Below are 13,804 nucleotides of genomic sequence, written 5' to 3'. Positions count from 1 at the left end.
TCAGATATTCTGAATAATTGTTTGCGTCATTGACTGGTTTTCGGCAGCATGGCAGGAGGGAGGGCGCATACGTTCGTCAAGATGACGACATGCGTTCGGCACGCATTTTTCGCGGACCGCCGCCCGATGAGGCCTGAGGCGATCTGAAACAGACATCCCCGGCAGATGCGGACTGCCGGGGATGTCTGTTTCCGTGAGGATTATTTTTTGCCGCCGGAGCTCTTCTTGTCCGTTACGGCGGGCTCTGCCGCGGCGTGCGGATCTTCCGTGCCGGCGGCATGGTGCAGGATGGGGGTGCAGATCTCCGCCGCCAGCTTGCTGCCGATGTCCGGGGGCAGGTTCTGGGTGGTGTCCAGCACCTTGTGCGCCTGTAGCCCGAGCCGCATCTGGCTGCTGGCCACGGCCTGCCGGTTGGAGATGTTCCGCAGGGCCTGCTTCTTGCCGGCGCGCGGCACGCGGCGCAAGACCAGCAGGGCGTCCGTCACCAGCGCGGTATTGCCCGCGCCCGACAGATCGGCGGGAGCGCCGTAGCCGGCGTCCACGCGCTGCCTGAGGATCTCCGTCGCCGAGGGAGCGCAGGTCAGGACGGAGATCTGGAGGATATAGCCCGCCTGGCTCGGGTTCTGGGTCAGTTCGATGCCATGCGTCCGCAGACGCTGGGCGATCTCGTCATGCAGATTGTTCACCAGCGCCGTGCTGTCCCGCACGTTGACGTAGGCCACATCGGCTATGTCCGTTCCGGCTTCGTCAAGCTTGCCGTTACGGTAGACGTCCAAGGGGCCGGCCTGTCCGCCCTGCTTCACGCAGGCGCTGGAAAGCAGCAGGCAGGCCAACAGCGGCAGCACGAAGGATTTTCGTAAGTGTTCCATGAGCTCTATCCGTTTTGTGCGGCATTTCCGCCGAGGGGGAAAAGAGGAAGCGTCGGCGGCCGTTCCCGCGGACGGTCCATGACGGTGTTCTGCCCGGAAACCGGGAGAGCTTTCGCTGACGCGCGTGCTCCATACCGCCGCGCCATCCGCTTGCCGGGGGCGCGTGCAGGGCGGCCGGAGGGCGTGGACTGCCGTCCGTCACAACCGGCGGCACGTCCCGTCAGATCATCCGGCGTCGTCCCCTCGCGACCGCGCGGGGCACGGCTGCCATTTGACCAGCTTTCGCCGGCCATGTCCAGTGCCGCCGCGGCCGTGCGGGCTCCTCCGAGCGGGCAAGGCGGCGCGGGATCAGCCGCCGTCCGCAAGGGCGGGATGCCGTGGTGGCGTCACTTCTCGTGCCCGCCGCCGGCGGTCGAGGTCGTGACCGCCGCGCTGATGCGCTGGGCCAGCTTGTCCTGCAGGGTGGGCAGCGCCTCGTCGCGGGAGCTGACGCCGTCGGCGCTGACGACGATCTCTTCCAGCTTGTCCGGGGCCTTGTCCCGGGCCAGACCGACATCCGCACGCATGGCCCAGAGGGTCTTCGTCCGGCTGTCCAGCGCCGAGACGCCGATGCCCGTGGCCGCGCCCACGCCCGCGCCGATGAGTGCGCCGCTGCGGCCGCCCGCAAGCCCCCCCACCAGCGTGCCCAGCAGGACGCCGGTAGCGGTGGTCCCCAGGGTCTCCCGGGCATCCATGCTCGAGCTGCCCGCCGGGAAGATCTCCCGCACGTCCACGCGCACCACCAGTGTCCCGGGGCCGGGGCTGTCGGCCATGTTCATGCCGGTATCGCTCTGGAGGTAGCCCATGATGGTGTATTTGAGGTCTTCGGCATTGATGCCGGCCCCCGAGACATCCAGATAAAAGGAGGTGTTTTCGTCCACACGGACCGGCGCGAGGGCGCCGCTGTCCGGGCGTGCCCCGCAGCCCGCCAGAAGCAGGCAGAAGCAGAGCGGAAGAAGGGCCAGGTATGCGCCGATGCGCTTGCGACGGCAAGAAAGCCTCATGTTGTCCTCCCCAGGAGCGGGACGGAACGCCTTGTTGTCCAGGACGTCGCCCGATACCTCCTGACAGGGGATGCCTCGCGTGTCGCGGACGCCGGAGGGACATCCCGTTTATTCAGCCATACGGCATTCCGGCCAGGGAGACAAGCGGACCGCGCCGCCGCAAGTCGGAGGAAAAAAAGAGAGGGGTACATCGATCTGTCCTGTCGGGCGTTTCCGCCGCGATGCCGGAAGCGGGCGGGGCGCGTTGCGGAAGGCGGGCAGCGTGCCCATTCCTACGAGGCCGGAGCCGGCTCGGTCTCCAGCGTCTTGCGGATGCGTTCCGCAAGCTTTTCGCAGAGGATGTCCAACGGATTTTCCCAGAGCGGTCTGCCGGAATTGATGATGATCTTCTGTTCCTCCGGCGCTTCGCCGCGTCCGATGCTCACACTGGCCCGCAGGCCCAGATCTCTCTTGCTTCCCTGCTGCCCTCACTCATAACATGGCCCAGGGTCGCGCCTGTGGCGGCGCCCAGGACTCCCCCCGCAATGACGCTCGGGACGATGCAGCAACAAGCGGAGTTCATCAGGCCGTGGGCGGCCCCCACCACAGTCCCCGGCACGGCGGCCACCGTCAGGGCAACAGCCGTGGCTCCCATGGTCGTCAAATAATTTTTGCGTGTCATGCCGGCAAGATAGATGCCCCGCACCTCCACACATACCGCCAGCGTGCCGGGGCCGGGGCCGTTTGCGGCCTCCACCCCGCCGGCGGTCTGGAGCTGCTCCCTGATGGCGGCGGTCAGGCCGTCGACGCGCATCCCCCTTTTCTGGACTTCCTCCGTCGAGACTTCCAGAGTAAAGGGCGTATCCTTTGCGATCGTCACCGAGGGGATTGTGCCGCTGTCCGAAAGTTTGGCTCCGCAGCCCGACAGGAACAGGCAGCACGCCGTCAGCAGGACGATGAGATGGCGCAGGCCGGCATATTTTCGTACTCGAGCAGCCATGAGGAGTCCTTTGGGCGGTAGAGACTACTTAAATAAAAAACTAGTTTTTTATTTATCAGGAGAAACGTCTTGTCTACCCGTCCCGATGACCCGAGGGAAAGAATCGGAATCTGCGCGACGCTGCCTGCCCTGTTGCGCCATGAAGAAGAAAGAAGTAACCACAAGAGAAGCGGGGCGGGCGGGAGCGGGACTGGTCCAACCCGGCGTATGTCGTCGAAAACGCGGCAAAAGCGTTCCCCAGCGCCGGCGGCATGCGCGTGGGCCTCTTGACGCTGCCGCATTTTGCCGTATTCTCGCCTGCGAAACTGGAGAGGGAGCAGAGGCATGGGCAAAGAGCTGATCATCGTGGAATCGCCTGCCAAGGTGAAGACCATCAAGAAATTCCTGGGGCCGCATTACATGGTGCTGGCCAGCGTGGGCCATGTGCGCGACCTGCCGTCCAGCTCACTGGGGGTGGACGAGGCCAACGACTTCGCCCCCCAGTATCAGGTCATCGACAACAAGAAAAACGTGGTCAGCGAGCTGCGCGCCGCTGCGGCCAAGGCCGAGACCGTGTATCTTGCGCCCGACCCCGACCGGGAAGGGGAGGCCATCGCCTGGCATGTGGCCGAGCTCATCGGCGACAAGGCCAGGGACATCAAGCGCATCCAGTTCAACGAGATCACGGCGCGGGCCGTCAAGGACGCGCTGGCCCACCCCCGCGCGCTCAACCGGGATCTTTTCGAGGCCCAGCAGGCACGGCGGGTGCTCGACCGGCTGGTGGGCTACAAGATCTCCCCCCTGCTCTGGAAGACCATCAAGCGCGGCATTTCCGCCGGCCGGGTGCAGTCCGTGGCGCTGCGGCTCATCGTGGAGCGGGAGGACGAACGGGATGCCTTCGTGCCGGAAGAATACTGGCAGTTCCGCGCCCATCTGCGGGGCGAGACGCCGCCGCCCTTCCGGGCCGAACTGCACAAGCTCAACGGCAAAAAGGCCGTCATCCCCCATGCCGAGGCCGCCCGGGCGCTGGAGGATGCCCTGAACGGGCAGCCCTGGCGCGTGGAGAGCGTGGAGCAGAAGGAGCGCGAGCGCGCGCCGCAGCCGCCCTTCATCACGTCCACCCTGCAGCAGGCGGCCAACCAGCGCCTCTCCTACACGGCCAAGCGCACCATGACCATCGCGCAGCGCCTGTACGAAGGCGTGGAGATGGAGGACGGCAGCATCACGGCCCTCATCACCTATATGCGTACGGACTCCACGCGCATCGCCGATGAGGCCCGTACGGCGGCCCACGACTTCATCGCCGCCACCTGGGGCAAGGACTACCTGCCGGCCAAAAGCCGCGTCTACAAGGCCAAGAGCGGCGCGCAGGACGCGCATGAAGCCATCCGCCCCGTGGACGTGACCATCACCCCGGACAGTCTCAAAGGGCATCTGCCGCCGGATCAGTACAATCTTTACCGGCTCATCTGGTCGCGCTTCGTGGCCTCGCAGATGGCCGGGGCGCGCTTCCACGACACTACGGCGCTCATCGCCTGCGGGCCGAGCCAGTGGCGCGCCAAGGGCGAGCGGCTGCTCTTCCCGGGCTTTCTGGCGGCCATGCCGAGGAGTCAGGACGAGGCGGACAGCGAGCTGCCCCCGCTGACGCCGGGGCAGGAACTGGCGCTGGACAAGCTGGAGAAGGAACAGAAGTTCACCCAGCCCCCGGCCCGCTACAGCGAAGCCAGCCTCGTACGCGAGCTGGAAGAGCGCGGCATCGGACGACCGTCCACATACGCCAGCATCATCTCCACCCTGCAGGACCGCGAGTACGTCAGCCTCCAGGACAGGCATTTCATCCCCACGGATCTGGGACGCATCGTCTGCAGGCAGCTCGTGGAGCACTTCGGGCGGCTCATGGACGTGGGCTTCACGGCCAGCATGGAAGAAGGCCTCGACAAGGTGGCGGAAGGCAAGGAACAGTGGGTGGACCTGCTGCATCACTTCGCCGACGACTTCAATCCCACCCTGGCGGCGGCGGCCAAAAACATGCAGTCCGTCAAGGGGGGCATTCCCACGGATCTGACCTGCCCGGACTGCGGCAAGCCGCTGGTGATCAAGTTCGGCAAGGCCGGTCAGTTCCTGGCCTGCTCCGGCTATCCCGAATGCCGGTACACCAGCAATTTCCAGCGCAATGCCGACGGCGCGCTGGAGATCGTCGCCCCGCAGAAACAGCAGCTGGAAAAGGTGGGCGAATGCCCGCGCTGCGGCAGGGACCTGGTCGTCAAGCGTTCCCGCACGGGCAGCCGCTTCATCGCCTGCACGGGCTATCCCGACTGCGATTATGCCGCGCCCTTCTCCACGGGCGTGCTCTGCCCGCGCTGCGGCGAGGGGAGGCTCGTGGAAAAGAGCAGCAAGCGCGGCAAGATCTTCTATTCCTGCGACCAGTATCCCAAATGTGACTTTGCCCTCTGGGACAGGCCCGTCCCCGAGACCTGTCCGCGCTGCGGCTCCCCGTATCTGGTGGAAAAGAAGTCGCGCGACGGCGTGAAGATCATCTGCCCCGTCAAGGGGTGCGGCTATGTGAAGGAGGACGATCATGCCTAAAAAGCCGAAGCCGGAAGACGGCAAGCGCCGGAATGACGAGCGCATCCCCGCAGGCGCGGTGACGCCGCCGCCTCCGCCCCGCATCACGCCGTTGAGCAGTCCGCTCGGGCTGGAGCAGCGCATCGCCGACCTGCTGGAGGCCGGGCAGCGGGCCGTCCTGATGACCGTGATCAGCCGGGAGGGCTCCGCCCCGCGCGGCGCCGGCACGCGGGCCCTGCTGACCTCACAGGGCCTGCTGGGGACCGTGGGCGGCGGCGCGCTGGAAGCCGCCGCGCTGGAGATGGCCCGCCAGTGTCTTGCCAGCGGTCTTTCCGCCTGCCACCGTTGCAGCATGGACGGCAGCGCCGACACGGACATGATCTGCGGCGGCAGCATGGAGGTGCTCTGCGAAAGTCTTTCCGTCGCACAGGCCCCGCTGTTCCGTCAGGCCCAGCGGGCCCTGGACCAGGGCATCGACGGCATCTGGTCGGTGGATGTCACCCGCGAGAGCCTGCCCCGGCGCGTCCTCTATCTGGAGCGGCGGCCCGAGGCCCTGCCCGACGGCAGGACGGCGGATGTGCCGCTCATCCCGGAGGATACGCCCAATGTCATCATCGGGTTGGATCCGGCCCGCGCCCTGCTGGACAAGCGCAAGGGCAAGGCCGGGCTTGTGGATACGACGGTGGCCCGCGTCTACATGGAGCCGCTGGATACGCCCCCGGTGCTGCTGCTGTGCGGCGGCGGGCATGTGTCGCTTGAGGTGGCCACGCTGGCGCACGCCTGCGGTTTCGTGGTGGATGTGGTGGACGACAGGGCGGAATTCGCCTCGGCCGAGCGCTTTCCCATGGCGCGCCACTGTTTCGTGCTCCAGGCCTTTGCCAATCTTGTCCGCGCCTGCGGCATCGGCAGGCGGCATTATGTGGCCATTATGACGCGCGGGCACAGTTTCGATCGCGAGGTGCTGGTGCAGGCGCTGGAAAGCCATGCCTTCTATATCGGCATGATCGGCAGCCGTTCCAAGAAAGAAAGCGTCTACGCCGCCCTGCGCAAGGAGGGCGTGCCCGATGCGGAGCTGGCCTGCGTGCGCTGCCCCATAGGGTTGCCCATCGGGGCGGATTCGCCGCAGCAGATCGCCGTATCCGTGGTGGCCGAGCTGCTGGCCGCCCGCGCCGGGACCTTGCAGCGACTGCGCATCGACGACTGATACCGCCCGGCCGCAGGCGTCACGCCGGGCGGCTTCCCGTTTTTTTGCGAAGGAGTTTCCCGTGGTTCAGCTTTTCATCGTCCTGCTCCTCCTGAGCGCCATCGCCATTATTTATATGGAAGCCCGGCGTCGCCTGCTGGTACAGCGCCGCCTCATCGCCGCCATCAAGGCGGAGATCGCCGACGATACCCGCATGACGGCCCAGGTCGGCGTCTATGCCGGTGCGGATCAGAGCACGGTGGTCATCGGCGTCTCCGAGGAGATGGGCGGCTTCTATTACCGTGTCGTGCGGCAGCATGCCGAAGCCGGACGCGGCAAGATCAATCTTTGCAACGTGACCTCCGTGGACCTGATCGTCGACGGCCTCATCCAGGACATCGCCGAGAACAGCTCGGACATGCCCACGAGCACGGCCAAGGCCACGGACATCTCGGCCCGGCTCCTGAGCCAGTACCCGCCGGACAAGGTCAACGAGATGCAGCGTATCGAACTGCGCGTGGCCTATCTGAGCGAGACCGGCGGAGAACATTCCCTCGAGCTGAGCGCCCTGCGCCCCAGCATGACGCCCCGGCGCCGCAACCGTACCCAGATACTCAAGAACGCTCTCTGGTGGTGCGTCTTCATCCGCCTTGCCGCGCAGCATACCCGTCTTGCCGCGGCGGGCCTCTATACGGGCGATGAAGGCGACGAATAAAGGTTGAAAAATTTTAGTCAATGAAATCAGCAGGTTGCAGAAAAAACATACGTATTTTCAACCTGTTGGAATCATTTGGTTTTTAGGGAGCAGAAAGAGGCGACATTTCCGTCGCCTTTCTTGACACAAACGGCGAAAGTATGTTTTTCGACAGTTTGTTCCCCCCTGCGGAGGAAAGTGCCTAAAGAAAGTGCGCTGTCTGCCGCCGGGGAAGACCGGGCTGCATTCGGCAGGAAAGCGCGTGCGCCGTACGACGCCTTCCGCTGATTGCAGCCGTGTCTTCTGTCTTCCGCGTCCGCTGCGGCGGCAACTATTGTGAAAAGCGGGCAACCGCTTATGGAGTTTTGTGACGATGCGTACTCGTAAGATGTTTTCAGCGGCGCTTGCCCTCCTCGTGCTTGTCCAGCTTGCCGCCTGCAAGGGCGAAGAGCAGGCGCAGCAGGGGGGGAAAGGGCCGCTGGTGAGCGTTTTTCATGTGGAGGCCAAGGACCGGCCCTGGACAGCCCAGTACCAGGCCCAGGCTTCCGGTTCCCGTTCCGTGGAAGTGCGTGCCCGGGTACAGGGCATCATCGAGAAGCGCCTGTATGATGAAGGGGCGTTCGTGAAGGAAGGGCAGCTGCTTTTCCAGATCGAGCGTGACCAGTACGAAGCGCAGGTGCAGCAGGCCCAGGCCCAGTACGACAGCGCTGCCCGCGAATGGCAGCGCATCCGCCCCCTGTACGAGAAGAACGCCGTTTCCCAGAAGGACCGCGACAACGCCCGCGCCGCCTACGACAGCGCCCGGGCCGCCCTGCGCCAGGCCAAGATCAATCTGGACTACTGCCAGGTGGTGTCGCCGGTCTCCGGCTACAGCTCCAAGGAAAATTACACGCCCGGCAACCTGGTGAGCAATAACTCCCTGCTCACCTATGTGGAGCAGACCGACCCCATGTACATCGACTTCTCCATCGCCGCGCCGGAGCGCATGCGCCGGCAGCAGCTGGCGGCGGAAGGTCGTCTGCGCTTCCCGGAAAACAATCTCTATAAAGCCCGTCTGCGTCTGCTGGACGGCAGCATGAGCCCGGTGGAAGGGGTCATCAACTTCATCGACAGCCGCGTGCAGCCCACCACCGGGGTCATCAAGGCCCGGGCCACCTTCGATAATTCCTCCGGGGCCATCATGCCCGGGCAGTATGTGCGCATCTTCATGGAAGGCGACGTGCTGGTGGACGCCATCCTCATCCCCCAGAAGTCCCTGCTCATCACCCAGAAGGGGTCCTTCGTCCTGACCGTGGACAAGGACAATATCGTGCATTCCGTGCCCGTGACGGTCAGCGAGACCGTCGGTGACATGTACCTTGTGGACTCCGGCCTCAAGGGCGGCGAGGTCATCATCAGCGAAGGTCTCGTCAAGGCCCGTCCCGGTCAGCCCGTGACCCCGCAGAATCAGGACGTCCAGGCGGCCGCGCCCGGACAGGAGAAGGGCGGCAAGGCCGCCGCATCCGGCGGCGACGGCAAGGAGGCCGGCAAGGACGACAACGCGGAAAAGGCCGCCCAGTAGGTGATGCGTCATGGCTGCCTCCGCTAAACCCAATCTCTTTTTGAGACGGCCGATCCTTTCGTCGGTCATCTCCATCGTCATCACGCTCGTGGGCGCGCTGGCCATGAAGGCCCTGCCCATCGCCCAGTATCCCGACCTTGTGCCGCCCACGGTCAACGTGTCCGCGTACTACCCCGGCGCTTCGGCGGAGACCATCGCCGCCACCGTGCTGGCTCCGCTGGAAGTGAACATCAACGGCGTGGAAAACATGCTCTACATGACGTCCACGGCCTCATCCGGGTCCGGCTCCGGTTCGGTCAACGTCTACTTTTCGCTGGGAACCAACCCGGACATGGCGCTGGTCAACGTCAACAACAAGGTAAACCTTGCCCAGACGACCCTGCCCGAGAGCGTGCGCCTGCAGGGCGTGACCGTGACCAAGCGTTCGCCGGCCATGCTGCAGGTCATCGCCATGTACTCGCCCGACGGGCGCTACGACGAAGTCTTTCTGCACAACTACATGCAGATGAACGTGGCCGACGAACTCAAGCGCGTGCCCGGCGTGGGCGACGTGTCCGTGTTCGGCCAGATGGACTACGCCATGCGCATCTGGATTCAGCCGGACAAGCTGGCCAAGTACAACCTGTCCGTCAGCGACATCGCCGCCGCCATCCAGGAGCAGAACTCGCAGTTCTCGCCCGGCCGCCTCGGCGACCCGCCGCTGCCCCAGAATGCCGAGCTTTCCTGGCAGATCGACACCAAGGGCCGCTTCAGCACGCCGGAGGAATTCGGCGAGATCATCGTACGCACCGGCGAGGACAGCGCCATGCTGCGCCTCAAGGATGTCGCCCGCATCGAGATGGGCGGCAAGGACTACAGCGTCAGCACCGAAATGAACGGCATGAAGGCCCGCGGCATGGGGGTCTACCTCCTGCCGGGCGCCAACGCCATCTCCACCGGCGACGCCGTGACGGCCCGTCTCGAAGAGCTGGCGAAGAGCTTCCCCGACGGCGTCGCCTACAAGGTCATCGTGGATACCAACGACTTCGTCATGGAATCCATCAACGAAGTCATCCATACCCTTGTGGAAGCCATGATCCTCGTGTTCATCGTGGTCTATGTCTTCCTGCAGAGCTGGCGGGCCACGCTCATCCCCTGCATCGCCGTGCCGGTGTCCATCATCGGGACCTTCGCGGGCATGTACGCCCTCGGCTACACCATCAACACCCTGACGCTCTTCGGCATGGTGCTGGCCATCGGCATCGTGGTGGACGACGCCATCGTGGTGCTGGAAAACGTGGAACGCATCATGTCCACGGAGCATCTGCCGCCCAAGGAAGCCACGGCCAAGGCCATGAGCGAAGTGACGGCCCCGGTCATCGCCATCGTGCTGGTGCTCTGCGCGGTGTTTATCCCGGTCTCCTTCATGGGCGGTCTGGCCGGCCAGATGTACAAACAGTTCGCCATCACCATCTCGGTGTCCGTGGTACTCTCCGGCATCGTGGCCCTGACGCTGACCCCGTCGCTCTGCGCGCTGCTGCTCAAACCCCATGCCCATGACCATCAGCCGGCCAGGCCCTTCGTGGTCTTCAACTATCTGTTCACCAAGACCACGCACAAATATGTGCGCATCGTGCGCTTCATCAAGGATTCCGCGCTGCGGGCCTTCGCCCTCTTCGCCATCATGATCGCGGCCACCGTCTGGCTGTTCAAGGTCGTGCCCGGCGGCCTCGTTCCCAATGAGGACCAGGGCTACATCCTCGGCATGGCCATCCTCGACGACGGCGCGGTGCAGTCCCGCACGACGGATGTGACGCGGCTCATCGCCGACAGGCTGCTCAAGAATCCGGCCGTGGAGACCGTCATGTCCATCAACGGGCTGGACATCACCTCCATGTCCACCAAGAGCAATTACGGCACCTTCTTCGCCACGCTCAAGCCGTGGAGCGAGCGCAAGACCCCGGAGAGCAGCGCCGACGCCATCAGCGCCAGCGTCATGGCCGTGACCATGATGCAGCCCGAGGCCGTGACCATCGGCTTCACGCCGCCGCCCATCAGCGGCATGTCCACCACGGGCGGCTTTGAATGCTACATCCAGATGCGCGGCGACGGCACGAGCCAGGATCTCGAGGCCATGGCCAACAAGTTCGTCACCGCGGCCATGTCCACGGATGAGAACGGCAATCGCCGCTATCCGGCCATCGGTTCGCTGCGCAGCCTCTTTTCCACCGGCGCGCCCCAGCTCTACGCCAATCTGGACCGCGACCGCTGCAAGGACATGGGCATCAGCATCAGCGACGTCTTCACGGCCATGAACGCCTCCTTCGGCGCCATGTACATCAATGACTTCAACTACCTCGGCCGCACCTTCCAGGTGCGCATGCAGTCCGAGGCCGACTACCGCCTGCTGCCCGAATCCCTGCACGATGTTTTCGTGCGGACGAATCAGGGAGAAATGGTGCCGCTGTCGGCCATTATGACCCTGGAGCGGCGTACCGCGCCCCAGACCATGGAGCGGTACAACGTGTTCCCGGCGGCCCACCTCATGGGGGATCCCGCGCCGGGCTATTCCTCCGGTCAGGCGCTGGCGGCCATGGATCAGGTGGCTGCCGACGTACTGGACAGCAATTACGCCCTTGGCTGGGTGGGTTCCGCCCTCCAGGAAATGCTGGCCAGCGCGGATACCACCATCATCTTCGTGCTGGCGCTGGTCATGGTCTTCCTGATCCTTGCCGCCCAGTACGAAAGCTGGTCCCTGCCGCTGGCCGTGCTCACGGCCGTGCCCTTCGGCGTGTTCGGCGCGCTGGTGGCCACCTGGCTGCGGGACCTCTCCAATGACGTGTACTTCCAGGTGGCGCTGGTGACCCTCGTGGGGCTGGCGGCCAAGAACGCCATCCTCATCGTGGAGTTCGCCGTCGAGGCCTGGCGTGACGGGCGCAGTCTGGACGTGGCGGCCATGCACGCCGCCCGCCTGCGCTTCCGCCCCATCGTCATGACCTCCCTGGCCTTCATCCTGGGCTGCGTGCCGCTGGCCATCAGTTCCGGCGCGGGCGCCAACAGCCGGCACGCCATCGGTACGGCCGTGGTGGGCGGCATGCTGGCCGCCACCTGCCTTGCCACTCTGTTCATTCCGTTCTTCTTCCGGTTCATCATGTCCGTTTCCCTGCGCCTGCAGGGCAAGCGCGACCCCAATGAAGGGAAGGGACGCTTCGAGGAGGACGACATATGACCGCGTTTCCCCGTCTTCGGGCGCTGACCGCGTGCCTGACGGTGCTTTTCGTGCTGGGGGGCTGCTCGCTGGCCCCCAAATACGAGCGCGAGACCTTCGACATGCCGAGCCAGTGGCGCAAGGTGGATCTGAAGACCCAGCCGCTGTATACGGACTGGTGGAAGCGCTTCAATGACCCGGTGCTGACGGCTCTGGTGGAAGAAGCGCTCAAGAACAATCTCGACCTCTCCGAGGGCATGGCGCGCATCGAATCCGCTGCGGCCCAGGCCGGGGTGGCGACCTCCGCCCTCTTCCCGCTGGTGACGGGCGACGCCGGCGCGGGCGCTCAGAGCATGTCCGAGCGCAGCGCCAACTACAGCACCTTGGCCGACCGTTCCTACACCACTTACCAGGGCGCGCTGAGCGCCGCCTGGGAGCTGGATTTCTGGGGCAAGTATCGCAATCAGCGTACCATGCTGACGGATGTCCTGATGAACACCCTGCTCAGTCAGGAAGCCCTGCGCCTGTCCATTGCCGGTCAGACGGCCCAGAGTTACTTTGCGCTGCTGGCGCTGGACATGCAGCTTGCCACGGCCAACCGGACGCTCAAGAGCCGCGAGGAATCCTTCGGCATCTATACGAGCCGTTATCAACAGGGCGACATCACCGAACTGGACTGGCAGCGGGCCCGTGCGGAAGTGGAAACGGCCCGCTCGCAGCTGCACAGCGCCATGGTGGCAGTGGATTCCGCGGAAGCCAGCCTTGCCGTGCTGCTGGGCCGCTCGCCGCGCGAGATCATGGACGGCGCCATCCAGCGCGGCCGCTCCATCGATGACATGCCCTCGCCGCCCGTGCTTCCCGAAGGTCTGCCGTCGGAGCTGCTCATGCGGCGGCCCGACATCCGGGCCGCGGAGTTCCTGGTCATGGCCTATAATGCCAATATCGGCGTGGCGCGTGCCCAGTTCTTCCCGTCCATCTCCATCACCGGCGCGCTGGGCACGCTGAGCGCCTCTTTCGGCCACCTGTTCACCAATCCTTCGGGAACATGGAACTACGGGGCCACGGCCAGCGTGCCGCTGCTGGATTTCGGCTACAACTGGTATAACCTCAAGGATGCCGAGGCCCAGAAGAAGGCCGCCATCGCCACTTACCGCAAGACGGTGGGCGAGGCCTTCTCCGACATTCGCTCCGCCTATGTGGCGCAGCGCGAAGCCAACGCCATCGTGCAGAGCTACCGGACTCAGGTGGAAAGCCTGCGCCGGGCGGTGGACATTGCCCGCCTGCAGTACGACAACGGCTATTCCGACTACCTGACCGTGCTGGATGCCGAGCGACAGCTGTTCAACGCCGAGCTCTCGCTGGCCAATGCCCTGCGTGACCGCCTCTATGCGGTGGTGAGCATGTGCATGGCCCTGGGCGGCGGCTGGCAGGATCCCGGCGTGACGCCCGGGCCTGTGCTGGTGGACAGCGACAAGCTGGTGGAAGCCCAGCGCACCGCCGGGCCGAAGACGCCGGAAGCCGTGCCCGCGGCGGCGCGACCGGTTTCCTAGGACGTATCGCCTTCAGGCCACACGCGAGGCGACGGCACAACGAAAGACGCGTCCGCCCGCGGCGATCCGCAAACCGCCTGATCACCGAACGGGCCCTGCCGAAGCAGGGCCCGTTTCTTGTATGAAGAAAACCTCCCGCTAGGCGGGAGGTTCAAAAAAGCTTAAAGCTTTGCGTATGTTATAAAAACTCCTTT

Annotated in this window: 10 protein-coding genes; 6 read left to right on the top strand and 4 right to left on the bottom strand. The window is 65.0% G+C overall.

Annotated elements, in window-relative coordinates:
- Positions 1-200 precede the first annotated feature (200 nt).
- The 4 genes from traT to Q0J54_RS05265 all read right to left on the bottom strand — a co-directional run bounded on the left by traT (position 201) and on the right by Q0J54_RS05265 (position 2,891).
- Positions 201-869, bottom strand: coding sequence for a complement resistance protein TraT (traT, locus tag Q0J54_RS05280; RefSeq protein WP_296304407.1), 669 nt, complete (start codon positions 867-869; stop codon positions 201-203).
- Between the two features lie 386 nt (positions 870-1,255).
- Positions 1,256-1,912: a hypothetical protein gene (locus tag Q0J54_RS05275; protein ID WP_296304406.1), complete on the bottom strand. Its 657-nt coding sequence runs from the start codon at positions 1,910-1,912 to the stop codon at positions 1,256-1,258.
- 272 nt (positions 1,913-2,184) lie between these two features.
- Positions 2,185-2,337, bottom strand: a complete 153-nt coding sequence (locus Q0J54_RS05270; protein WP_296304405.1) for a hypothetical protein — start codon at positions 2,335-2,337, stop codon at positions 2,185-2,187.
- Positions 2,334-2,891 (bottom strand): hypothetical protein, encoded by a 558-nt coding sequence (locus Q0J54_RS05265; RefSeq protein WP_296304404.1) that lies wholly within the window; start codon positions 2,889-2,891, stop codon positions 2,334-2,336. Before Q0J54_RS05265 ends, Q0J54_RS05270 begins: the two co-directional genes overlap by 4 nt.
- Before the next feature lie 324 nt (positions 2,892-3,215).
- Here Q0J54_RS05265 and topA point away from each other — a divergent pair, with 324 nt between their 5' ends.
- The 6 genes from topA to Q0J54_RS05235 all read left to right on the top strand — a co-directional run bounded on the left by topA (position 3,216) and on the right by Q0J54_RS05235 (position 13,610).
- Positions 3,216-5,456, top strand: a complete 2,241-nt coding sequence (gene topA / locus Q0J54_RS05260) for a type I DNA topoisomerase (RefSeq protein ID WP_296304403.1) — start codon at positions 3,216-3,218, stop codon at positions 5,454-5,456.
- Complete coding sequence (locus tag Q0J54_RS05255; RefSeq protein ID WP_296304402.1) at positions 5,449-6,639, top strand: XdhC family protein; 1,191 nt, start codon at positions 5,449-5,451, stop codon at positions 6,637-6,639. The genes topA and Q0J54_RS05255 overlap by 8 nt, the downstream gene beginning before the upstream one ends.
- A 61-nt stretch (positions 6,640-6,700) precedes the next feature.
- Positions 6,701-7,333: a thioredoxin gene (locus Q0J54_RS05250; protein WP_296304399.1), complete on the top strand. Its 633-nt coding sequence runs from the start codon at positions 6,701-6,703 to the stop codon at positions 7,331-7,333.
- A 352-nt stretch (positions 7,334-7,685) separates the two neighbouring features.
- On the top strand, positions 7,686-8,873 hold the full coding sequence (locus Q0J54_RS05245) for an efflux RND transporter periplasmic adaptor subunit (protein ID WP_296304398.1): 1,188 nt from the start codon (positions 7,686-7,688) through the stop codon (positions 8,871-8,873).
- Positions 8,874-8,883: 10 nt separating this feature from the next.
- Positions 8,884-12,081 carry an efflux RND transporter permease subunit gene (locus Q0J54_RS05240; RefSeq protein WP_296304396.1) on the top strand — a complete coding sequence of 1,066 codons (3,198 nt, stop codon included), beginning with the start codon at positions 8,884-8,886 and terminating at the stop codon, positions 12,079-12,081.
- A complete protein-coding gene (locus Q0J54_RS05235) occupies positions 12,078-13,610 on the top strand; it encodes an efflux transporter outer membrane subunit (RefSeq protein ID WP_296304395.1) in 1,533 nt (510 codons plus the stop codon). Before Q0J54_RS05240 ends, Q0J54_RS05235 begins: the two co-directional genes overlap by 4 nt.
- Positions 13,611-13,804 lie beyond the last annotated feature (194 nt).

Source organism: uncultured Desulfovibrio sp. (genome assembly GCF_944324935.1).
Classification (GTDB): Bacteria; Desulfobacterota; Desulfovibrionia; order Desulfovibrionales; family Desulfovibrionaceae; genus Desulfovibrio.
Note: the sequence above shows the minus strand (reverse complement) of the source record. Positions and strands in the feature narration are given on the sequence as shown.

Bases quoted from the DNA above. Each gene is read 5' to 3' on its own strand.
- Q0J54_RS05255 (WP_296304402.1), top strand. From the start codon at position 5,449: ATGCCTAAAAAGCCGAAGCCGGAAGACGGCAAGCGCCGGAATGACGAG.
- Q0J54_RS05245 (WP_296304398.1), top strand. From the start codon at position 7,686: ATGCGTACTCGTAAGATGTTTTCAGCGGCGCTTGCCCTCCTCGTGCTT.
- Q0J54_RS05235 (WP_296304395.1), top strand. From the start codon at position 12,078: ATGACCGCGTTTCCCCGTCTTCGGGCGCTGACCGCGTGCCTGACGGTG.
- Q0J54_RS05275 (WP_296304406.1), bottom strand. From the start codon at position 1,912: ATGAGGCTTTCTTGCCGTCGCAAGCGCATCGGCGCATACCTGGCCCTT.
- traT (WP_296304407.1), bottom strand. From the start codon at position 869: ATGGAACACTTACGAAAATCCTTCGTGCTGCCGCTGTTGGCCTGCCTG.
- topA (WP_296304403.1), top strand. From the start codon at position 3,216: ATGGGCAAAGAGCTGATCATCGTGGAATCGCCTGCCAAGGTGAAGACC.
- Q0J54_RS05240 (WP_296304396.1), top strand. From the start codon at position 8,884: ATGGCTGCCTCCGCTAAACCCAATCTCTTTTTGAGACGGCCGATCCTT.
- Q0J54_RS05265 (WP_296304404.1), bottom strand. From the start codon at position 2,891: ATGGCTGCTCGAGTACGAAAATATGCCGGCCTGCGCCATCTCATCGTC.